At 62.9% G+C, this 21,713-nt stretch carries 18 protein-coding genes; 10 read left to right on the top strand and 8 right to left on the bottom strand.

Translation table 11 applies throughout. The features are described from left to right. Positions 1-55: 55 nt before the first annotated feature. Genes AC07N6_RS09275 through AC07N6_RS09265 form a run of 3 tightly spaced genes read right to left on the bottom strand, consistent with a single transcriptional unit; the run spans position 56 to position 3,976 of the window. Complete coding sequence (locus tag AC07N6_RS09275) at positions 56-256, bottom strand: DUF1656 domain-containing protein (RefSeq protein WP_494780020.1); 201 nt, start codon at positions 254-256, stop codon at positions 56-58. Further along, positions 246-2,480, bottom strand: coding sequence for an FUSC family protein (locus AC07N6_RS09270; protein WP_494780019.1), 2,235 nt, complete (start codon positions 2,478-2,480; stop codon positions 246-248). The genes AC07N6_RS09275 and AC07N6_RS09270 overlap by 11 nt, the downstream gene beginning before the upstream one ends. Further along, positions 2,477-3,976, bottom strand: a complete 1,500-nt coding sequence (locus AC07N6_RS09265; RefSeq protein WP_494780018.1) for an efflux transporter outer membrane subunit — start codon at positions 3,974-3,976, stop codon at positions 2,477-2,479. The genes AC07N6_RS09270 and AC07N6_RS09265 overlap by 4 nt, the downstream gene beginning before the upstream one ends. Before the next feature lie 224 nt (positions 3,977-4,200). On the opposite strand from AC07N6_RS09265, the gene AC07N6_RS09260 reads away from it, so the two are divergent. The 5 genes from AC07N6_RS09260 (at position 4,201) to rraA (ending at position 10,949) form a co-directional block, all read left to right on the top strand. After that, the gene (locus AC07N6_RS09260) at positions 4,201-5,181 is read left to right on the top strand and encodes a LysR family transcriptional regulator (RefSeq protein WP_494780017.1); all 981 of its coding nucleotides are present in this window, start codon (positions 4,201-4,203) and stop codon (positions 5,179-5,181) included. Between the two features lie 98 nt (positions 5,182-5,279). Next, complete coding sequence (crcB, locus tag AC07N6_RS09255; RefSeq protein ID WP_494780016.1) at positions 5,280-5,654, top strand: fluoride efflux transporter CrcB; 375 nt, start codon at positions 5,280-5,282, stop codon at positions 5,652-5,654. A gap of 107 nt (positions 5,655-5,761) precedes the next feature. Then, a complete protein-coding gene (gene clpB / locus AC07N6_RS09250; protein WP_494780015.1) occupies positions 5,762-8,347 on the top strand; it encodes an ATP-dependent chaperone ClpB in 2,586 nt (861 codons plus the stop codon). Between the two features lie 351 nt (positions 8,348-8,698). Further along, positions 8,699-10,417, top strand: coding sequence for a diguanylate cyclase (locus tag AC07N6_RS09245; protein WP_494780014.1), 1,719 nt, complete (start codon positions 8,699-8,701; stop codon positions 10,415-10,417). Positions 10,418-10,457: 40 nt separating this feature from the next. After that, positions 10,458-10,949: a ribonuclease E activity regulator RraA gene (gene rraA / locus AC07N6_RS09240; protein ID WP_494780013.1), complete on the top strand. Its 492-nt coding sequence runs from the start codon at positions 10,458-10,460 to the stop codon at positions 10,947-10,949. A 55-nt stretch (positions 10,950-11,004) separates the two neighbouring features. Here rraA and AC07N6_RS09235 read toward each other — a convergent pair whose 3' ends face one another. Next, entirely contained in the window at positions 11,005-13,233 is a 2,229-nt protein-coding gene (locus AC07N6_RS09235; RefSeq protein ID WP_494780012.1) for an FUSC family membrane protein, read from the bottom strand. Positions 13,234-13,469: 236 nt separating this feature from the next. Beyond that, positions 13,470-14,000 carry a PaaI family thioesterase gene (locus AC07N6_RS09230; RefSeq protein ID WP_494780011.1) on the bottom strand — a complete coding sequence of 177 codons (531 nt, stop codon included), beginning with the start codon at positions 13,998-14,000 and terminating at the stop codon, positions 13,470-13,472. Positions 14,001-14,040: 40 nt separating this feature from the next. Here AC07N6_RS09230 and AC07N6_RS09225 point away from each other — a divergent pair, with 40 nt between their 5' ends. Together AC07N6_RS09225 and aceA are read left to right on the top strand one after the other, a co-directional pair. Next, positions 14,041-14,271 (top strand): hypothetical protein, encoded by a 231-nt coding sequence (locus tag AC07N6_RS09225; RefSeq protein WP_494780010.1) that lies wholly within the window; start codon positions 14,041-14,043, stop codon positions 14,269-14,271. A gap of 154 nt (positions 14,272-14,425) precedes the next feature. Continuing rightward, a complete protein-coding gene (aceA, locus tag AC07N6_RS09220; RefSeq protein ID WP_494780009.1) occupies positions 14,426-15,733 on the top strand; it encodes an isocitrate lyase in 1,308 nt (435 codons plus the stop codon). Positions 15,734-15,860: 127 nt separating this feature from the next. On the opposite strand, the gene AC07N6_RS09215 is transcribed toward aceA, so the two are convergent. From AC07N6_RS09215 to modA, 3 genes are all read right to left on the bottom strand, one after another. Then, positions 15,861-16,538, bottom strand: a complete 678-nt coding sequence (locus AC07N6_RS09215) for a sulfate/molybdate ABC transporter ATP-binding protein (protein ID WP_494780008.1) — start codon at positions 16,536-16,538, stop codon at positions 15,861-15,863. Positions 16,539-16,601: 63 nt separating this feature from the next. Continuing rightward, positions 16,602-17,276, bottom strand: a complete 675-nt coding sequence (gene modB / locus AC07N6_RS09210) for a molybdate ABC transporter permease subunit (protein WP_494780007.1) — start codon at positions 17,274-17,276, stop codon at positions 16,602-16,604. Between the two features lie 27 nt (positions 17,277-17,303). Beyond that, entirely contained in the window at positions 17,304-18,074 is a 771-nt protein-coding gene (modA, locus tag AC07N6_RS09205) for a molybdate ABC transporter substrate-binding protein (RefSeq protein WP_494780006.1), read from the bottom strand. 320 nt (positions 18,075-18,394) lie between these two features. Here modA and AC07N6_RS09200 point away from each other — a divergent pair, with 320 nt between their 5' ends. The 3 genes from AC07N6_RS09200 to AC07N6_RS09190 all read left to right on the top strand — a co-directional run bounded on the left by AC07N6_RS09200 (position 18,395) and on the right by AC07N6_RS09190 (position 21,659). After that, the gene (locus AC07N6_RS09200; protein ID WP_494780005.1) at positions 18,395-18,748 is read left to right on the top strand and encodes a winged helix-turn-helix domain-containing protein; all 354 of its coding nucleotides are present in this window, start codon (positions 18,395-18,397) and stop codon (positions 18,746-18,748) included. A 9-nt stretch (positions 18,749-18,757) separates the two neighbouring features. Continuing rightward, positions 18,758-20,494, top strand: a complete 1,737-nt coding sequence (locus AC07N6_RS09195) for a ClcB-like voltage-gated chloride channel protein (protein WP_494780004.1) — start codon at positions 18,758-18,760, stop codon at positions 20,492-20,494. Between the two features lie 277 nt (positions 20,495-20,771). Next, the gene (locus AC07N6_RS09190; RefSeq protein ID WP_494780003.1) at positions 20,772-21,659 is read left to right on the top strand and encodes a 23S rRNA (adenine(2030)-N(6))-methyltransferase RlmJ; all 888 of its coding nucleotides are present in this window, start codon (positions 20,772-20,774) and stop codon (positions 21,657-21,659) included. The last annotated feature ends 54 nt before the right edge of the window (positions 21,660-21,713 follow it).

Genomic DNA, 21,713 nt, shown 5'->3' with positions numbered 1-21,713 from the left:
TCTTTTCGTATTGCGTGTTTGTTATTGATTGGCGCGGCAGGCGTTGGATGCTCAGCTAGGCATACACGTATAGCCCCATCAGCGCGGCGAAGCAGACGAACATGCTCACGCGGAACAGCGCCGGATGCCATACCAGGTTATACAGGCCGATGCGCACCAGGATGCGGTCGGCCACGAAGGCCACGGCGCCGGCCACAACCACCAGCAACAGCAAGGTGGGGATGTAGGCGTCGAAAAAGGAAATCTCACGTGGCATGGCGGGCTCCGGAATGCGTGGTGTTGGCGTGGGCGGCGCCGTCGCGCATGGTGTGCAGCGGCGATTGCTGGTCCAGCAGGGCGGTGCGGATGAAATGCAGGTAGCTCAGCGTACGTTGCAGCCGATGGCGTTCGCTGCGTTCGCGGTAGTGCGGGCCGATGGTTTGTTGGATCTGGACGATCGCGTGGTCGTTGGCGGCCAGGGCGTTGGCGAAGGTATCGCGGTTGGGGCTGCCGAACAGCGCCGGGACGGTTTCGCGCAGGCGGTTCAGCGCGGCATAGGCTTCGGTCGACAGCAGGTCGGGGCGCTCGGTGCGGATGCCGTTGAGTTCGGTGCGCAGCTCGATGATGGCGTGGCCGACTTCCAGCGTGGCGAACATCCAGCCGAATGCGTTCTGGCGCAGTGCCGGGCGGCTGCTGGTGAGCATGGTGATCTGGTGCATCAGGTCGCGGGTGCCGCTTTCGAATTTCAGCGCCAGGTGGCCGAGCTTGCCGAAACAGGCGTCCACCACTTGCTTGCGCAGCTGTTTCTCCAGCACGCGCACAGTCCAGTCGGTGGTCGGCGGCAGCAGCAACATGAAGGAGATGGTGGTGACGATGAGCGACACCAGCAAGGCGATCGATTCGTTGAGATAGCCGGCGGCGTTGAAATGCGCGAAGTTGTCCGGCACCGCGAGGAACGGGAAGAAGATGCAGATCCCCAGGCCATAGCCGGCCCATTTGGGTTTGGTGGTCAGCCACACGGCCAGCATCAGCACGGGGCTGAGCATCGCCGCCAGCATCCAGTAGCCATCGGCGCGCGGCAGCAGGTGGAAGGTATAGATGTAGCCGGCAATGGCCGCGAACACCACGCCGATGGTGACCGTGCGCGTGGCTTTGGCGGGATCGGGCGCGGCCGAGGTGATGGCGCAGAAGGCGGCGGCATTGAGCGCGGCCACGTCGCCGCTGGGCCAGCCGCTGGCGAGCCAGAAGGCCGACAGCAGCAGCAGCGTGATGGCGGCGCGGGCGCCGGCGATCAGCGCGGTGGTCATGCTGGTCTTGGAGGCGTAGGCGTGCTCCCATTGCTCGCGCTCATGGCGGCGCTGGTTCAGCGACGCATAGGTCAGGGTGTAGGCGTGCAGTTCTTCGATGACGCGGTACAGCAGTTCGGAAGCGGTGTCGAAGTCCAGCATGGCGCTATCGCTGTCGATCTGCAGCGTGTTGCGGGTGGCGCGCACGCGGCGCGGCAGTTCGCGCTTGTAGGTTTCCAGCTTCAGCGCGGCGTCGGCGGCGTCTATCGCGCTCATCACCGGTTCGCCGCTGGCGCGGGTCAGCAGCGGCTGCACTTCCTTGAAATAGGGGGAAATGGCGTCAATGATCACCTGTGCGCTGGGCGCGGGATTGGCATGCAGCCGGTTCATCAGCTGGTGCAGCGCATGCACGCGGGTCGACAGCGCCATGAACTCGCTGTTCATGCGCGTCAGGCGGCCGCTGCGCAGGCGGATTTCCGGGTCTTCGAAGATGGCCGAGCTGCGCAGCGCTTCCAGGCCGATGATGTCGCCGACGAAACGGGCATTGGCGATATCGAGCTGCTTGCGGTCGGTGGCGCCGCCCAGGGTGGCGCCGATCAGGTCGACGAAGGCGGTGAAGCGGCCGCGGATGATGCGCACCAGGCCGGGGGCGCTGGCTTGCGGAAACACCAGCGCGCTGACCAGGCCGGCGCACACGATGCCGACGGTGATTTCGGTGACGCGGGTCATGACCGAATCGAAAGTGATGCCCGGATTGAGCGCGGCCGGCAGGCCGATCAGGGCTACCGTATAGCCCGACAGCACAAAGCCGTAGGAACGGAAATTGCGGTTGTGCGCCGAGCCTACGGTGCACAGGCCGATCCACAGCGCCGAGGCGATCAGGAACAGTTCCGGCGTCTGTGCGAACAGGCCGACGAACACGATGATGGCGACCGAGCCGATCAGGGTGCCGATCACGCGGTAGAAACTCTTGGCCAGGATCATGCCGCTTTGCGGCTGCATCACGATGAACACCGTGATCAGCGCCGAGCGCGGCGATTCGAGGTCGAGCGCATAGCCGATGCCCAGCGCCAGCAGGCCGGCGAACACCATCTTGAAGACGTAGATCCAGGTCGGCCGTTCGTTCTGCCACCAGTCGCTGGCGGCTTCGCGCAGTTGCGCCCCGAAGGACGGGCGCGGTGCGGCTGCTGCGGTGGGGTTGGCGGGCTGGTTCATTTTGCGGCGGCCTTGAGGGTGTCGCCGCTGTCGATCCCGGCATCGGCTTCAGGCGCGGCGGCCGGCTCCAGGCCGCCGCCCAGGGCCGCGGTCAGTGCGGCATAGGCCGCCAGGTGCTGGGCCTGCAACTGTTGCACGATCTGTTGCTGGCGCAGCCATTGGGTCTGCGCTTGCAGCACGTTGAGGTAATCGGTCAGGCCGCGCTGGTAGGCGCGGGTGGCGATGTCGACATTCTTTTGCGCGGCGGCGACCGATTCATGCGCTTGCTGTTGCTGGCGGGCCACCGACTGCAGCGTCACGACCTGGTCGGAGATCGACTTCAAGGCCTGCGACAGCAGGGAGTTGTAATGCTCGACCTCGATGTCGTAGCCGGCGGTGGTGGCGCCCAGTTGGCCGCGCAGGCGGCCGCCTTCGAAGATCGGCAGCGAGATCGCCGGCCCGTAGGTGGTTTGCCAGTTTTTCATGCTGAGGAAAGACAGCATGCCGCCGCCGGCGGCGGCCGGGCCGATGCCGGCCAGCAGGTTGAGGTTGGGGTAGAAGGCTGTCTTGGCCACCGCGATACCCTTGGCTGCGGCTTCCACGCGCCAGCGCGCGGCGCTGATGTCGGGACGGCGGCCGACCAGTTCAGCCGGCAGCGCGCTGGGCAGGCCGATCGCCGTGTGCAGCGCCAGCACCGGCCGGGTGATGTTGTCGCCGGCGCCCGGGCCTTGGCCCAACAGGGCGGCCAACTGGTTGCGCACCAGCGCAATGCTTTCATGCAAGGCTTCGATCTGGCGGCGGGTTTCCGGCAACGGGGATTCGGCCTGGGTGATTTCCAGTTGGGTGCCGATGCCGCCGGTGAAGCGGCGGTGCGCCAGGCCGAGGATATTCTGCTCTTCCTTGAGCATCGCTTCGGTGTTGTCCAGCAAGCCGTATTGCAGCGCCAACTGGACATAGGTGCGCACCACATTGCTTTCCAGGTCGAGCTGGGCGGCGCGGGCATCGGCGGCGACCGCGTGCAATTCATCCTGGGCGCGTTCGGTGGTGTTCTTGTTGCGGTCCCACAGGTCGACGTTGTAGGCCAGGCTCAGGGTAGTGGTGTTGTTCCAGGTCAGCTTGTCGCGGAAGCTGGCGCCGTAATAGACGTTGTCGGACCAATCCTTGCGGCCGATGGCGGCATCCAGTTGCGCGCTGGGCAATTCACCGGCATGCGCCACTACCGCCATCGATTGCGCCTGGCGCACGCGGGCCGCGGCAATGGCCATGCTGGGGTTGCCGGCGACGGCTGTTTGCACCAGCGCATCGAGTTGCGGGTCGTTATAGGCCTGCCACCATGCGCGTTGCGGCCAGCCGGCTTCGGCGCCGGCCTGGCGGATGGCTTGCCCGGCGTCGAAGGTGGCGGTGTCGCGGACTTGCGCTTGCGGTTTGATGCCTCCCTGATCGGCGCAGCCGGCGATTGTCAACGCTAGCGCAATGACGGTCAGGGCAGACAAGTGACGGTGGGAGAGGCGGTGCATGGAATTACCCCAAAATATGCAAATATCAGATGATATGTATTGTATTTTGTAATTATCTTGGGAAAAATTCGACAATTCGCAATTGTTTATCCTATGAATTGAAATAATAACTGAGCTGTTTTAGGTAACAATGCTGTCATCCGCCAGTCCGGAAAATGCGAGTCTGCTAAGTGGGCGGCTCCTGGGCAGCTTATCCGAGAACTGGCCACAGCATAGGAAATAGTATGGATACCCTGCAAAACATGCGCGTGTTTGTGCGCGTGGTCGATGCCGGCAGTTTTACCGCTGCGGCCCAGCAGATGGAGTTGACCACTGCCCATGTGTCGCGCGCCGTGGCAGACCTGGAGCGGCACCTGCGCACCCGCCTGCTGAACCGCACCACCCGCCGGATTGCCTTGACCGAAGCCGGCGAGCGCTATCTGCTGCGTTGCCAGCAGATCATGTCCTATGTCGAGGAGGCCGAAGCCGAGGCCGGCGCCGCCTATGTCAAACCTTCCGGGCGTTTGCGAATCCACGCGATGACCAGTTTCGGCCAGCGCTATGTGATCCCGGCCATTTCCGGCTACCAGAAGCGCTATCCCGACGTGGCGGTGGAGCTGACCCTGGCCCAGCGCATTCCCGACCTGCTGGAAGAGGGCTATGACGTCTCGCTGGTGCTGGCGCGCGAGTTGCCGGATTCGGGCCTCATTTTCCGCCAACTGGGCAGCACTTTCAGCATGTTGTGCGCTTCGCCTGCCTATATCGACAAGCATGGCATGCCGCAAAAGCCGGCCGATCTGCTGAATTACACCTGCCTGCAACTGGTCAGTCCGGTGTCGCCGCTGGATGAGTGGGTCATCGAAGGGCCGGAAGGCCTGGATACGATCGCCGTCAAGAGCAATTTCCAGGTCAACGTGGCCGAGGCCATGCTGGCCGGCGTCCGCGAAGGCATGGGCATCGGCGTGCTGCCGATCTATTCGGCGGTGGATCCGTTGCGCGCCGGCACCATCGTGCGCGTGCTGCCGCAGCATCGCATGCAGCACATGGGCGTCTATGCGCTGTACCCGTCGCGCCAGTACCTGGATGCCAAGATCAGCACCTGGGTCGACTGGATGCACGAGAGCGTGGACAAGGCATTGCAGGAAGACCATCAGGCGCTGGAGCGCATCGGTTCGCTGCGTGAAGAAATGCAGGGGATTGTTACCGCCCAGGAACACAGCTCCTGAGCCGGTTGATGCCGATGGGGATGGAATGGCCGGGACGATTGCAGTTTCTGGCATCATCGCAGTGATGGACAAAATGATGGGCAAAACGAGGAGGCGGCATGGGATGGCTGGCGGTAGGCGTGGGAGCGACATTGGGGGCATGGCTGCGCTGGCGGCTTTCGGTGGTGTATAACGTTGGCGGCCATCTGGTGCCGATCGGCACGCTGGCGGCCAACTGGCTCGGCGGTTACGTGATCGGCTTTCTGGTCGCCTGTTTCGAGCAGCATCCCGGCCTGTCGCCGGAATGGCGCCTGTTCGCCATCACGGGTTTCCTCGGCGGCCTGACCACCTTTTCAACCTTCTCCGCCGAGGCCATGATCCTGCTGCAGCGGGGCGACTATCTCTGGGCCATCGGCCATTCGGCGCTGCACTTGCTCGGCTCCATCGCCTTGTGCGTTGCCGGCTTTGCAACTTACCGCGCGCTCGTATCTTGAACGAGGTTGTTGCAGGCATGATGCAAATCAAATTTGCGCGCCGGTACTTTGCTTGAAAATCAAATGTCCGGCCCAATTTTCATTACATTGAAAAATTGGAGCGAACCATGCGTCTCGACAAACTCACCACAAAATTGCAGGAAGCGCTGGCCGACGCGCAATCCCAGGCGGTCGGCCACGATAACCAATACATCGAACCGGTACACCTCGTCATCGCCCTGTTGAACCAGGACGACGGCGGCGCGCGCTCGCTGTTGCAGCGCGCGGGGGTGAACGTGAACGGCCTGTCGATTGCCTTGCAGGGCGCCTTGCAGCGCCTGCCGCAAGTCTCGGGCAACGGCGGCGAAGTGCAGATCGGCCGCGAACTGGTGGCCTTGCTGAACCTGGCCGACAAGGAAGCGCAAAAGCATGGCGACCAGTTCGTCGCCAGCGAAATGGTGCTGCTCGGCCTGGTGGACGACAAGTCCGACGCCGGCCGCGCCGCACGCGAAAACGGCCTCACCCGCAAGTCGCTGGAAGCCGCCATCAAGGCCGTGCGCGGCGGCGCTTCGGTGTCTTCGCAGCAGGATGAAGGCCAGCGCGAAGCGCTCAAGAAATACACGCTGGACCTGACCGAGCGCGCCCGCGCCGGCAAGCTCGACCCGGTGATCGGCCGCGACGATGAAATCCGCCGCGCCATCCAGGTGCTGCAGCGGCGCAGCAAGAACAACCCGGTGCTGATCGGCGAACCGGGCGTGGGCAAGACCGCCATCGTCGAAGGCCTGGCGCAACGTATCGTCAACGGCGAAGTGCCGGACAGCCTGAAGTCCAAGCGCGTGCTGTCGCTGGACATGGCGGCGCTGCTGGCCGGGGCCAAGTACCGCGGCGAATTCGAGGAACGCCTGAAAGCGGTCCTGAAAGAGATCGCCCAGGACGAAGGCCAGACCATCGTCTTCATCGATGAGCTGCACACCATGGTCGGCGCCGGCAAGGCCGAAGGCGCGATGGATGCCGGCAACATGTTGAAGCCGGCATTGGCGCGCGGCGAGCTGCATTGCGTGGGCGCCACCACGCTGGACGAATACCGCCAATACATCGAGAAGGATGCCGCGCTGGAGCGCCGCTTCCAGAAGATCCTGGTCGACGAGCCGAGCGTGGAGGCGACCATCGCCATCCTGCGCGGCCTGCAGGAAAAGTACGAAGTGCACCACGGCGTGGATATCACCGACCCGGCCATCGTGGCCGCGGCCGAATTGTCGCATCGCTACATCACCGACCGTTTCTTGCCGGACAAGGCGATCGACCTGATCGACGAAGCCGCCGCCAAGATCAAGATCGAGATCGACTCCAAGCCGGAAGTCATGGACAAGCTCGACCGTCGCCTGATCCAGCTGAAGATCGAGCGCGAAGCGGTCAAGCGCGAGAAGGACGAGGCTTCGCAGAAGCGCCTGCAACTGATCGAGGAAGAGATCGACAAGCTGGAGCGCGAGTACGCCGACCTGGAAGAGATCTGGAAGGCCGAGAAGTCGACCGCGCAGGGCGGCCAGCAACTGAAGGAAGAAATCGAGAAGATCCGCCTGCAGATGGAAGAGGCCACCCGCAAGAGCGACTGGCAGCGGGTGTCCGAGCTGAAGTACGGCAAGCTGGCCGAACTCGAGACCGCCCTGGAAGAGCAGAACAAGCGCGACCAGGCGAGTGCCGCCACGGAGAAGCCCAAGCTGGTGCGCACCCAGGTCGGCGCCGAGGAAATCGCCGAGATCGTGGCGCGCGCTACCGGCATCCCGGTTTCGCGCATGATGCAGGGCGAGCGCGAGAAACTGCTGCACATGGAAGATGTGTTGCATGAGCGTGTGGTGGGCCAGGACGAGGCGATCGTGGCCGTGTCCGACGCCATCCGCCGTTCGCGCGCCGGGCTGGGCGACCCCGGCAAGCCGTATGGTTCGTTCATGTTCCTGGGCCCTACCGGCGTGGGCAAGACCGAGCTGTGCAAGGCGCTGGCGTCTTACCTGTTCGACACTGAAGAGGCGATGATCCGCATCGACATGAGCGAGTTCATGGAGAAGCATTCCGTGGCCCGCCTGATCGGCGCGCCGCCGGGCTATGTGGGTTATGAGGAGGGCGGCTACCTGACCGAAGCCGTGCGCCGCAAACCGTACAGCGTGATTTTGCTCGACGAGATCGAAAAGGCCCATCCGGACGTCTTCAACGTGCTGCTGCAGGTGCTGGACGATGGCCGCATGACCGATGGCCAGGGCCGCACGGTGGACTTCAAGAACACGGTGATCGTGATGACCTCGAACCTGGGTTCGCATCGCATCCAATCGATGGAAGACAGCGACCCGGTGCTGGTGAAGCTGGCGGTGATGGCCGAGGTGCGCACGCATTTCCGTCCGGAGTTCATCAACCGGGTGGACGAGATCGTGGTGTTCCATGCGCTCGATGAGAAAAATATCGGCGCCATCGCCAAGATCCAGTTGCGCATCCTGGAAGAACGCCTGGCCAAGCTGGAGATCGGGTTGCAGATCAGCGATGCCGGCCTGCAGAAGATCGCCGAGGCCGGGTTCGATCCGGTGTATGGCGCACGGCCCTTGAAGCGTGCGATCCAGCAGGAGATCGAAAACCCGCTGTCCAGGGAAATCCTGGCGGGCAAGTTCGGCCCGAAGGATGTGGTGCATGTGGACGTGCACAACGGCCAGCTGGTGTTCGCCAAGTAATTCCGCACGAGGGGCGGGGTGCGGCGGCAGCGTGTTGCGCCGCCGTCCTGGTCCGGTTGGAAGCCGATTGCGCTTTGGGGCGCAATCGGCTTTTTTCGTGGTTTTTCGTAGTTCCGCTGCCGCAATTCTTGTTGTTGTCTTTGGGGAAATCCGTGCCGGGCGCGTGATGCGGCCATCCGCCAATGCCAGCCATCGGGCTTTTGGCATACAATGATTGTTCAATCGAAAGAACTGGTGCAGTGCGCCGCAACGCCCGCCACAGCAGTTGGCTACGCGCACCAGCGGGGGAATTATGCGCAAGATAATTGGCGGCGAGAGTCCGCGAAGGGATCGATCCTGAGGCAATCGTCTTTGCAGCGGCTTTTCATTTTGCCGTTCATCTTCCTGATGGTTTGCCTGGCGCTGACGATAGGCTGGTTCCTGTATCGCGCTGGAGACGACGCCACCGAAATCCTCGCGCGCAATGCGCTGATGGAGGTGATGGGGCGCGTCGGCCAGGCCATCGACCGCCAGACCCTGAGCGCGCACGAGAGCCTCAATATGGTGGCGCCGCCGCCGGTGCCGCCGGCCAACCCCGGCGAGCAGCCGGTCGGATTGCCATTTCCCAAAGACCGCAAGCAGCTGGAAGAACGGCTGTGGCTGGCCAATTTCCTGTTCAGCGATCCCAGCTACGTTTATTTCGGCGGTGTCGACGGCAGCTTCCTGGGCATCAAGCAGGAAAGCGCGAGCGTGTTCAGGTACAGCATCCGCGAGCCGGAAGGGAAGGATTACGTCTACTACCTGCGCGGCCCCGGCGCCGAGATGAAGCTGACCGCGGTGCAGGATTACGAGCCGCGCAAGCGGCCCTGGTATGTCCAGACGGTGGCGCGCGGACGCGAGACCTGGTCCTCGGTGTATGCCGATTTCCGCGAGAAGTTTTTGGGCATCAATCTCTCCAAGCCGGTTTTCGATACCGACGGCACTTTCCTGGGCGTGGCCAACAGCAGCATCGGCCTGAGCCAGCTCACCACCTTTTTGCAGCAGTTGCCCTTGAGCGCCAATGGTGTGGCCTTCGTCGCCGAGCTTAAAGGCGACATGATCGCCACCTCCCTCAACGAAACGCTGCACGACATCAAGGGCAACCCCGGCGAGGTGGTGCGCCTGAATGCCGGGCAAAGCAAGTCGCCGCTGGTGCAACAGGCTTTCGATGAAGTGCAGAAATACATGGCAGAGCATCGTCTCGTGCCGGGCGAACTGGTGTTGCTGGGCGCGCGCAGCCAGGGCAGCAAGATCGAGGTCGCTTTCCGCCTGCACCACGACGAGGCCGGCCTGGACTGGCTGGCCATCAGCGCTGCGCCGCGTTCGGATTTCCTCGGTTCGGTGACCGGCGGCGTCTATCAGACCCTGCTGTTGGGGCTGGTGGCGGTATGCCTGACTTTCGTGATCGGCTTCGTGCTGTTGCGCTGGGTGTTGCGCGACATCCGCAAGCTGACGCTGGCGGCCAAGAGCATCGGCAACGGCAGCCCGTTCCCGGCCCTCAATATCGATCGCGACGACGAGATCGGGCAATTGGCGCTCAGTTTCCAGGAAATGGAACGCAACCTGCGCACCGACCGCCTCACCAATGTGCTCAACCGCGACTCGCTGATCGCACAGATCGAATTCCGCCGCCGCAATTCATCGGAGGCCAACCCGCTGCATTTCGCGATGCTGTTCATCGACCTCGACCGCTTCAAGGCGGTCAATGACGAATATGGCCATGACGAGGGCGACCGGGTATTGGTGGTTATCGCCGAGCGCCTGCAGCATGCGTTGCGCCATGACGATTCGGTAGCGCGCTTTGGCGGCGACGAGTTCGTGGTCTATCTGCACGGCGTGACCGAGATCGAGGCAGCGCGCAGCATTGCCGACAAGATCCGCCATGCGGTCAACCGGCCCATCGAAGGGCGGAGCGGCAACCAGTACACGGTGGATGCATCGGTGGGCGTCTCGCTGTATCCCGAAGACGGCCTCGATGTGGAAACCCTGCTGCGCATGGCCGACTCGCGCATGTTCGACCAGAAGCGCCTGCATCGCATGTTGTCGGTATGATGCAGCATTGTCCGCACCACACACGACCACGGAGACCACCATGAGCTTTGCCACCTGCGACCTGTGCGATAACAACGAAGACAAGCTGGCCGCCGGCGCCTTGCATGTGCTGCCGCCCATCTTCGCCTCGTTCGGCCAGAAAAATGCCTTTGCCGGCCCGGTCAGGACGCTCAAGGTATTCGAAGACAACGTGCTGGTGCGCGCCGCCCTGGAAACGCCGGGCAATGGCCATGTCCTGGTGGTGGATGGCGGCGGCAGCTTGCGCTGCGCGCTGGTGGGCGGCAACCTCGGCGTGCTGGCGCAAAAGAACGGTTGGGCCGGCATCCTGGTCAATGGCTGCGTGCGCGACGCCGCGGAACTCAACGCCTGCGATGTCGGTATCCGGGCGCTGGCCACGCATCCGCAACGCAGCTTCCGCAAGGGAGCCGGCGACGCCGACCTCAAGGTCAGCATCGCGGGCGTGGCGGTGTATCCGGGCGACTGGATTTATGCGGACGTGGATGGCGTACTGGTATCGCGTACCCAACTGTGACGCCGGATTGCATCTGCGGCCGGCATCGACGGCCGGCCGGATGCGCCGCCAGGGATCAGTTCTGCTGGCGCAGGATATGGTCGATGGCCGTGGTCTGGGCGACGATTTCGCGCAAATCCTGATTGAGCAGGCTGGTGCGGCGCTGCAAGGTGCTCCAGCCTGACCACGCGCTGGCGTCGGCCGGCACCGGTTCCGGCGTGACAGGCCCGACCAGTTCGATCTTGGCCGATAGCGCCTTGTCTTGCGGCGCCTCCGGCGAGACGGTCACCGCGCCGTTGCGTTTCTTCGACTTCGGCGCCAGGATGCGCTGGGCCTCAGCCAACTGTTCACTGGCTTCCAGATAAGTACTTTCGATCAGCTGGTTGACCGCGCCTTGCGGGATATTTTCCTGATGGCGCCGCAGCATCAGGCGCAGGGCGGCAATGTGCGCCGCCACCAGGTAGTTTTGCACGATGAAGCGGTTGAGTTCCTTGACCGCGCGGTGCTTGGTCACCGGCTCATCCATCATGCGCACCAGCGCCGAGATCAGCGCCGCCAGGCTATCCATGAAGCCCTTGCGGCATACCCGATAGAAGAAATCGTCCTTGACCTTGCCTTCCAGCATGTCGCGGCTGGCGGTGAGGTAACGCTGGCTGGACTTCAATACGTTGCGCAGCAGCTTGGGCAGGTCGCGGTATTCCCAGGCCGGCAGCACATAGCTGAAGAGGGTGGCGATCACCACGCCGATCACGGTGTCGATCAGGCGCTCGCTGACCACGCCCTGGTGGCCGGCCGGCAGCAGCAGGTTGAGCAGCATCAGGATCTGCACCGAGGCGGCGATGGCGGTATAGCGGTATTTCACGTAGGTGAACGCGGGCGCGGCGACGCTGGCGGCGAACAGTACCGCCATCAGGCCCATCGGGTTATGGACGAAGCGCAGGATCAGCGCCGTGATCAGGCAGCCGATGATGGTGCCGATCAGGCGGTCGGCCACGCGTTGCTTGGTGGCGCTGAAATTGGGTTTGAGGATGATGACGATGGTCAGCACGATCCAGTAGCCGTGCGCCATGTAGGGCAGGTGGCTGGAGATCCACAGGCCGGTGGTCACCGCCAGCGCGACGCGGATGGCGAAGCGGAAGATCGGCGACTGCCAGCGCAGGTTGACCAGCAGCATGTTGAACTTGAACTTCTGCTGGGTCAGGAACGGCGTCATGTCCGAACCGGGCAGGATCGGGAGGGGATCGACCGGGTTTTGCGTGGCCTGGTGCAGCTGGCCGATCAGTTCGATGATGTCGCGGATCTTGTTGTAGGTCACGCGCAGGAGGGTCAGCGCCTCTTCGGAGGTCTGGCTCGGCCCCGGCTGGGCCATCTGCTGCATCTCGTACTGGATGGCGCGCAGCTCGGCCTTGTAGTTGACGGTGGGGGCGGAGGCTTTCTTGCGGGTGATGGCGTAGGCGATCGATTCGATGTCTTCGGCGGTCTTGTTGGCCAGGTCGCGCAGGAAGATCATCACGTCCTTGTCGCCGAAGTGGTCGCGCAGGAAGGCGTAGTCGGCGTGGGTGGACAGCACCTGCTCATACAGCTCCAGCATCGACAGGTGCACTTGCACCAGCAGGCCGTCCTGCTTGGTGTAGAGGTCGCGCAGGATCAGATCGCGCGAGGCTTGCTGCTTGTCGGCCACCACGATCTGCTGGCGCACCAACTGGTTGAACTGGGCGGCGAGGTCGTGCCGCACGTCGTAGAAATCGGCCTTGATGCGCAGGTAGCGCGCCAGCTCGAACAGGGCTTCGGCCAGCACCTGCTGCTTGATGCGGCGGCGCAGGAACCACGACACCGCCATCGAATACGCCAGGTAGCCGAGGCCGCCGCCCAGAAACAGCACGCAGTTCGCCAGCGCGGCCGGGATCGACACCTGGTTTTCCATCGACAGCGTCATCACCATCAGCGCGGCGAACTGCAGCGGCATGGTCTTCTTGCCATACACCACCATCATGCTGGCGAAGAAGCTGACCACCACCATCATCGCGCCGACCAGCCAGGGTATCGGCGCGCACAGGCTGATGAGCAGCATCACCAGCGTACACAGCAGCACGCCGGCCAGCATCTCGTTGAACTTGTGCCGCAAGGGGCTGGGCAGATCCATCAGGCTGGTGCACAGGGCGCCGAGGAAGACCGTCATGGTGGTCGGCATGTCGGCCACGTTGTACACCAGCATGGTGAGGCCGACCACTCCGATTGCGATCCGCACCCCAGTATAGAAATAATGACTGAATAGAAATGTGCGGATGTCCAGGGCGTAATGCATGAAGACTATCGACGTTGGATCGCCGTTCAATTTTAGTAGGCGTTCATTCTGTGCCTTCTTGGTCGATTAAACAACCGAGCCGTGAGGTTGCCGCAAAAAGAAATTGGCGGAACGAAAGGCCGCCGGGCCGGTCGCCGCGTTCCGGCGCGCAGGCGCGGCGGCAATGGCCCCGATGGTTTCAGCACGCGGGCATATCGAGCGGGGATATTGCGTGAAGTTTTTTCACTTCCGGCGCCTCAGGGAAGGGGAAAGACCAGGCAGGTCGTGGTCGCATGGGCATACAGGCGGCCTTCGGCATCGATGATGCGCCCCTCGGCGAGGCCGACCTGCTTGCCGACTTGTATCACGCGGCCTTCGGCGCGCACCGGGCCGGTCTTCTCGGTCAGCGCCCGCACCAGGTTCACTTTCAGTTCGAGCGTGGTGTAGCCCATGCCTTGCGGCAGCACCGAATGCACCGCGCAGCCGACGGCCGAATCCAGCAGGGTGCAGAAGTAGCCGCCATGCACGCTGCCCAGCGGGTTGTAATGACGTTTGTCGGGCGTGCCCTGGAATACGATGCGGCCCGGTTCGCCTTCCACCGGGATGAAGTCCATGGTCTGGCCGATGGGCACTGACGGCAGCAAGCCGTCCCAGATCTTCTGCAGGAAATCCATGCCGCTGCCGGCCTTGAGGTCGGCCATGGTGGCCACGCCGGGCGGCGCCAGCTTGGCGCGCACGGCTTCTTCTTGTTTGCGCCACAGCGCGAGCGTCTCTTCTTTTGTCGTCATGTTTCCTCCGGGCCGGCGCCCTCGATGTGAATGGAAAGTCTTGTCTGGGCAAGTGACTTTTATTATGCAAGAGGTGGGTGGGAACGTCAAAAATTTTCGAACGATCGTCTTAATTTTGGGCGGATTGATGCTGCCGCAACGGCAAGGTTGGCGAGCGGCCGCCATTTTTCACGATGAGAATTTTTCATTTCGCATGGTGAAAAGTGCGGGTGCAGAGCATCAAAATCATTTTTCATTTCCAGAAATTTCATTCCGTATCGCAAAAAAATAAAAATAAGTATTTGATTTTAATCAGATAAAAATATTACCTATATCTTATACAAGACATTGTTGCTCCGCACATGGCAGGACTACCATGAAGTCATGGAATCAGCGATTTCATCCGGTTTTCAAACACCTCAACATTGACGAAAAAGGAGATCACCATGAGCACACGTGAACAGCAAATCCAGGCACTGGAAAAGGATTGGGCAGAAAATCCCCGCTGGAAGGGCATCAAGCGCAACTACACGGCCGAGGACGTGGTTCGCCTGCGCGGCTCGGTGCAGATCGAGCATTCGTTGGCCAAGCGCGGCGCCGACAAGCTGTGGCACCTGGTCAACAACGAACCCTTCGTCAACGCGCTGGGCGCCCTGACCGGCAACCAGGCCATGCAGCAGGTCAAGGCCGGCCTGAAGGCGATCTACCTGTCCGGCTGGCAAGTGGCGGGCGATGCCAACCTGGCCGGCGAAATGTATCCCGACCAGTCGCTGTATCCGGCCAATTCGGTGCCGATGGTGGTCAAGCGCATCAACAATACCTTCGCCCGCGCCGACCAGATCCAGTGGTCCGAAGGCAAGGATGACATCGATTTCTTCGCGCCCATCGTGGCTGACGCCGAAGCCGGTTTCGGCGGCGTGCTCAATGCCTTTGAACTGATGAAGTCGATGATCGAAGCGGGCGCCGCCGGGGTGCACTTCGAAGATCAACTGGCATCGGTGAAGAAGTGCGGCCACATGGGCGGCAAGGTGCTGGTGCCGACCCGCGAAGCGGTCGAGAAGCTCAACGCCGCACGCCTGGCGGCCGATGTCATGGGCACCCGAACCCTGGTGATCGCCCGTACCGACGCCGAAGCGGCCGACCTGCTGACCTCCGACGTGGATGCCAACGACAAGGCCTTCCTGTCGGGCGAGCGTACCGTCGAAGGTTTCTTCAAGACCCATCCCGGCATCGACCAGGCCATCTCGCGCGGCCTGGCCTATGCGGAGTACGCCGACATGGTCTGGTGTGAAACCGGCAAGCCCGACCTGGCGTTCGCCAAGACTTTCGCCGAAGCCATCCACGCCAAGTTCCCGGGCAAGCTGCTGGCCTACAACTGCTCGCCGTCGTTCAACTGGAAGAAGAACCTGGACGATGCCACCATCGCCAAGTTCCAGCGCGAACTGGGCGCGATGGGCTACAAGTTCCAGTTCATCACGCTGGCCGGTTTCCATGCGCTGAACTACTCGATGTTCAACCTGGCGCATGGCTATGCCCGCAACCAGATGTCGGCCTTCGTGGAATTGCAGGAAGCCGAATTCGCCGCCGCCGCCAAGGGCTTCACCGCGGTCAAGCACCAGCGCGAAGTCGGCACCGGCTACTTCGACGCCGTGACCCAGGCGATCCAGCAAGGCCAGTCGTCGACCACCGCGTTGCATGGTTCGACCGAGGACGAGCAGTTCTTTGAAGACCAGACGGAAAAGAAGGCCGCCTGATGGCCGGACAGGCTTGAGTTGCTTGTGTGTTGTGTGAAACCGGCTGGGCTCCAGCGCAAGCCGGTCGGGGTATCCCCCCATCCTGGAACCGCACCTCAAAAGGGTGCGGTTTTTTTTCGTGGTGGCATCAGAGTGAGCGCTGTGCGCAGATGCGCCCGTCGCGTATTTCGAACACTTCGTCGCCCAGGGCGTCGACATCGGCCGGGTCATGCGTGATCAGCAGCATATGCACGCCCAGGCGCTGTTGCAGCTCGGCCAGTTCGCGCCGCATGCGCTCGCGCAGCGACAGGTCCAACGCGGAGAAGGGTTCATCCAGCAGCAGGATGTCGGGTTCGGACACCAGCGCGCGCGCCAGCGCCACGCGTTGCCGCTGGCCGCCGGAAATCTGCGCCGGATGGCTGCCGGCGATTGCCTGTAGCTCAAATGCCGTGATCCATTGTTGTACCGCGGGATGCGAAGCGGGCCGGCGCAGGTTGAAGCAGCCGCGCGCCAGGCCGAAGGCGATGTTCTGCGCCACCGTCAGGTGCGGAAACAGCGCGTAATCCTGGAACAGGTAAGCGACGTTGCGCTCCTGCACGCGCACGTTGATTTGCTGCTGCGCATCGAACAGCGTGCGGCCGTCCAGCCGGATGTGGCCGGCGTCGGGCGTCATGAGGCCGGCCACGGCTTTCAGGGTCAGGCTTTTGCCCGAGCCGGACGGGCCGTACAGCACGATGCGCTCGCTGTCGGAGGCGAAGGCGATGTCGAGGTCGAACACGCGGTCGCCGGCGCGCAGTTTCTTCTGGATCTGGAGTTCGACGCTCACGGCAGCTCGGGATGGGTTGGCAAAGTGGGGCTCACGGCGGGGTGGTCTGCAATCAGCGCAAAATCAGCGCAAAGTAAGCTGGGTACGATCCGGCACCAGCCGTCCGGCCAGCATCAGGATGACCACGCAGGTGATGGAGGTGATCACCACCAGCATGGTGGCGGCGCCGTCGTCGCCGGCCTGTACCGCTTCATAGATGGCCACCGACAAGGTCTGGGTGCGGCCGGGCAGGTTGCCGGCCACCATCAGCGTGGCGCCGAATTCGCCCAATGCGCGGGCGAAGGCCAGCAGCACACCGGCGGCAATGCCCTTGGTCGCCAGCGGTAGGCTGACGCGGAAGAATACGCCGGCTTCCGACACGCCCAGCACGCGGGCGGCGTTTTCGAGCTGGTGGTCGACGTTTTCGAACGCGGCGCGCGCGGCCTTCATCACCAGCGGGAAGGCGACGATGGTGGAGGCCACCACCGCGCCTTGCCAGGTGAATACCAGTTGGATGCCGATGCTCTCAAGCCAGGCGCCGAAGGTGCCGCGGCGGCCGAACAGCACCAGCAGGTAATAGCCCAGCACGGTCGGCGGCAGCACCAGCGGCAAGGTCAGGATGGAGTCGATGAAGTCGCGCAGCGGCGAGCGCCAGCGCGACAAACCGTAAGCTGCCGCCACGCCCAGCACCATGTTGAGCAAGGTCGCCAGGCCGGCGACCTTGAGCGAGAGCAGCAGCGGTGTCCAGACGGGATGCATGGCGTGGCTTTATTTCGCAGGGGGAGATCAGGGCTTGAGGAAGCCGTAACGCGCCAGCACGGTCTGGCCGGTGGGCGAGAGTACGTAGCTGATGAATTTGTCGGCCAGTTCCTTCTGCTGGCTGCCGGCGGTGGCGGCGATCGGATAGGTGGCCGGCGCATCCGACGGAATGCGGATGGCGACCTTGACCTTGTCCGGCATCACGGCGGCATCGGTGGCGAACACGAAGCCGGCGTCAACTTCGCCGCGCGCCACGTAGTCCAGGCTGGTGCGCACGTTCTCGGCCATCACGGCCTTGGCCTGGACCTGCTGCCACAGGCCGGCACTTTCCAGAGCGGTCTTGGTGTAGCGGCCGAACGGCACGGAAGCCGGGTTGCCCAGGGCGATGCGCTGGTAGGCGGGCTGGTTCAGGTCGGCCAGCGCGGCCGGCTGCAGCTTGCTGTCATGCGGGACGATCAGCACGATCTGGTTGGCGGCGAAGTTCTTGCGGGTCGCCGGATTGACGGCTTTTTCGGCGATCGCCTTGTCCATCGCGGTCTGGTCGGCCGAGGCAAATACGTCGGCCGGGGCGCCGCGCACGATCTGCTGCATCAGGATGTCGGAGGCGCCGAAGTTGGTGATCACCTTCACGCCGGGGTTCTGCTGCTCGAACGACTGCGCCAGCTCCTTGAAGGCATTGGTCAGGCTGGCCGCGGCCGACACCACCAGGTCGGTAGCGTGGGCGGCGCTTGCGCAAAACATCAGGGCGGCGGCCAAGGCTGCGCCAAAGGCGGCTTTCAGGCGGGTGTGCTTCAGCATCTGTGATCCTCTTTGTTCTGGTGTTGTTGAAATGGCCGGCATGCGCTCGCGTGCATCAGGCCGCAGATCAGACCGCAGGCCGGCAGCAGACAAGCAAAAGCGCGCGGACCGATGGCCGACGCGCGCTTGTCGAATCTATCGGAATATACGCAAGGATATAACGAGAGTCAACCGCAGGCAAAACTGTGCTGCCCCTGGAACCTGTTTGCTGTTTCCTCGTGGACTGCGACGGACAGCTGCCAGCGCGCCGGCAGCATCAGCGTTGCCATTGCGGCACTGAGGTGTTGGACGTGCAGGAAGGCCCTTGTACAATCACGCGCATGACTTATTCCAAGACCATCAGATTGCGCGTGATGCAGGGCGACACCATCGCCTTCGGCCCGGGGAAGGCCGATCTCTTGCAGGCCATCGAGCGTACCGGGTCGATCTCCGGCGCCGCGCGCGAGATGGAAATGTCGTACCGGCGCGCCTGGCTGCTGGTCGAGGAAATGAACCGCTGTTTCTCCAGCCCGCTGGTGGCGACCGCCACCGGCGGCGCGCGCGGGGGCGGAGCGGCGGTGACCGGGCTGGGGCGCGAGGTGTTGGCGCGTTACCAGCGCATGCAGAAGAAGGCCGATGCCAGCATTGCCGCCGACCTCGGCTACCTGCATTCGCTCATGGCCGACAACAAATAGGCGCGGACGATGCGAGAAATCTGGCTCAAATACCGCCTGCGGGTGCTCAATGCCTGCCGCGTCTCCGAAAACCATTCGATGCTGCTGTGGGGCGCCCTGGCCGGTTTCGTCGGCGCGCTGGCAACTGTCGCCTTTCGCGAAAGCATCGCGTTGCTGCAATTGCTGCTCACCGGCCATAGCGGCAGTTTCGTCGAAATCGCCAAGGGGCTGCCCTGGTACATGCGCATGTTGCTGCCGGCCGCCGGCGGCATCGTGGCCGGCTTGTTCCTGGTGTGGGCCAAGCGCGTGCCGGCCGGCGGCGGCGGCGACTACATGGAGGCGGTGGCCATCGGCGATGGCGCCATTCCCGTGCGGCATACCCTGTTGCGTAGCATGTCGTCGCTGGCGACCATCGCGTCGGGCGGCTCCATCGGCCGCGAAGGCCCGATGGTGCAACTGGCGGCGCTATGCGCTTCGCTGGTGGGCAAGTTTTCGCATTTCCCCGCGTCGCGGCTGCGCTTGCTGGTGGCTTGCGGCGCCGCTGCCGGCATTACCTCGGCCTATAATGCGCCGATTGCGGGGGCATTCTTCATTACCGAGATCGTGCTCGGCTCCCTGGTGATGGAGAGCTTCGGCCCGGTGGTGGTGGCTTCGGTGGTGGCCAACATCACCATGCGCGAGCTGCCGGGCTACAAGCCGGCCTATGAAATGCCTTTCTTCCCGGAGGTGGCGGGTTGGGAAATCCTGTTGTTCGTGATGCTGGGTGTGCTGGCAGGCTTGCTGGCGCCGCAATTCTTGCGCACATTGGAGTTGGGCAAGACGGCCTTCGGCAAGCTGCGCCTGCCGTTGCCGGTGCGCCTGGGCGTGGGCGGTTTGCTGGTGGGCCTGATTTCGGTGCAGGTGCCCGAAGTCTGGGGCAACGGCTATAGCCTGGTCAATTCGCTGCTGCATACCGACTGGGTGTGGCAGGCGGTGCTGATGGTATTGCTGATGAAGATATTGGCGACCACGATCACGGTCGGGTCGGGGGCGGTGGGCGGCATCTTCACGCCGGTGCTGTTCGTCGGGGCGGCGGTCGGTTTCCTGTTCGGCGGCGCGGCGCAGGCGCTGATGCCGTTTCATATGTCGCAGCCTTTCGCCTATGCGATGGTGGGGATGGGGGCGTTCCTGGCGGCGGCGTCGAATGCGCCGTTGATGGCGATCCTGATGATTTTCGAGATGACCCTGAGCTACCAGGTGGTCTTGCCGCTGATGCTGTCTTGCGTGGTGGCCTATGTCGTCGCCCGCGGCCTGGATGGCCGCTCGATGTATGACATCACGCTCAAGCGCCATCGCGACGCCGAAGAGCGCCTGCGGCTGCGCGGCACCCACATGAGCGAACTGATCCGTCCCGCCGAAACGGTGCTCAAGGAAGACGCCGGCATGGAAGACATGAGCGCGGTGTTCCTGAAATACCCGGTCAAATATATCTACATCGTCGATGACGACGGGCGTTATCAGGGCGTGGTGGCGCTGCAGGACCTCACCTCCTGGCTGCTGGACAAGAAAGACGATACCGATCGCAAGGCCAGGGATTTCCTGCGTCGCCATTTCCTGCATGAAGTAACGCCCGACATGTCGCTGGGCGAGGCGCTGCAGCTGTTCCTCAACCACCAGGGGGAGCGCTTGCCGGTGATCGCCAATGCCGACGATCCCAGGTTATTGGGGGTTGTCTACAAGACATCCCTGCTTGACGCTTATTTCCGGCTTGATCGCTCGGGCAATTAATTGAGTTGCGTAAATTTATGTTAAGCATTAAAACCTGTTAGTTAACCGGGCGATGCAGTCGCGCATGCCTTAGTGCTGCCTATCCGGGCGTGACGCCGGCATGGGGGAAAAGACGGCCGGAATGCTGTCGTGAAGCGCTGTTTCTTTGTAACAATTACCGTCTGTGCGGTTTACTGGCATCGTATCCTTGCTAGAATGCCAAACGTTTCTTCTGTCGCACGATAATCATTTACCAACTCGTACGATTTCCACCTTTTTATAAAGAGCACAATTCCCCATGCTGAGTTATCGCCACGCTTTTCATGCCGGCAACCACGCCGACGTCTTGAAGCACATGGTGGTGATTCAACTGATGCGCTACCTTGGGCAGAAAGATGCTGCCTACATGGTCATCGACACGCATGCCGGCGCCGGCGTATACGCCCTCGATAGCGACTATGCCAGCAAGAACGCCGAATACGAGACCGGCATCTCCCAATTGTGGGGCCGCAAGGATCTGCCGCCGGCCGTTCAGGAATATGTCGATCTGGTGCGCTCGCTCAATCCCAGCGGCAAGATGCGCTACTACCCGGGCTCGCCTTATTGCGCCGAGAAGGTCATGCGCGAACAGGATCGATTGCGCCTGTTCGAATTGCATCCCTCCGAAGTCAAGATACTCGAAGATAATTTCCGCAAGCTGGAAGCCCACGCGCTGGCGCAAGGCCAGCGTCCCTCCGCGCGCGGCAAGCGCGTGATGGTGTATCGCGCCGATGGTTTCGCCGGACTCAAGGCGCTGTTGCCGCCGCCTTCGCGCCGGGGCCTGGTGCTGATCGATCCCCCCTATGAAGACAAGCGCGACTACACGCACGTAGCGCAGGTGCTGGCCGATGCGCTGATCCGTTTTCCGACCGGCATGTATGCCGTCTGGTATCCGGTTTTGCAGCGCAATGAGTCGCGCCAGTTGCCGGAGCGGCTCAAGCGCCTGGGCGCCAAGAGCTGGCTGAACGTGACGCTGGCCATCCATGGCCCGGCGCCCGACGGTTTCGGCCTGCACAACAGCGGGATGTTCATCCTCAATCCGCCATGGACGCTTGAGCCGATGCTGAGAGAAGTCATGCCTTACCTGGCCGATGTGCTGGGCACCGACGATAGCGCCGGCTTTGTCTTGGAAGCGGGGGAGGCGTGATATGCTGGCGCGCTGCCTGTTTTGTGATTTTTTGTGACTTTCTTCCGGTGACGT

This window comes from Herbaspirillum sp. GW821-FHT09A12, from assembly GCF_059418325.1.
Note: the sequence above shows the minus strand (reverse complement) of the source record. Positions and strands in the feature narration are given on the sequence as shown.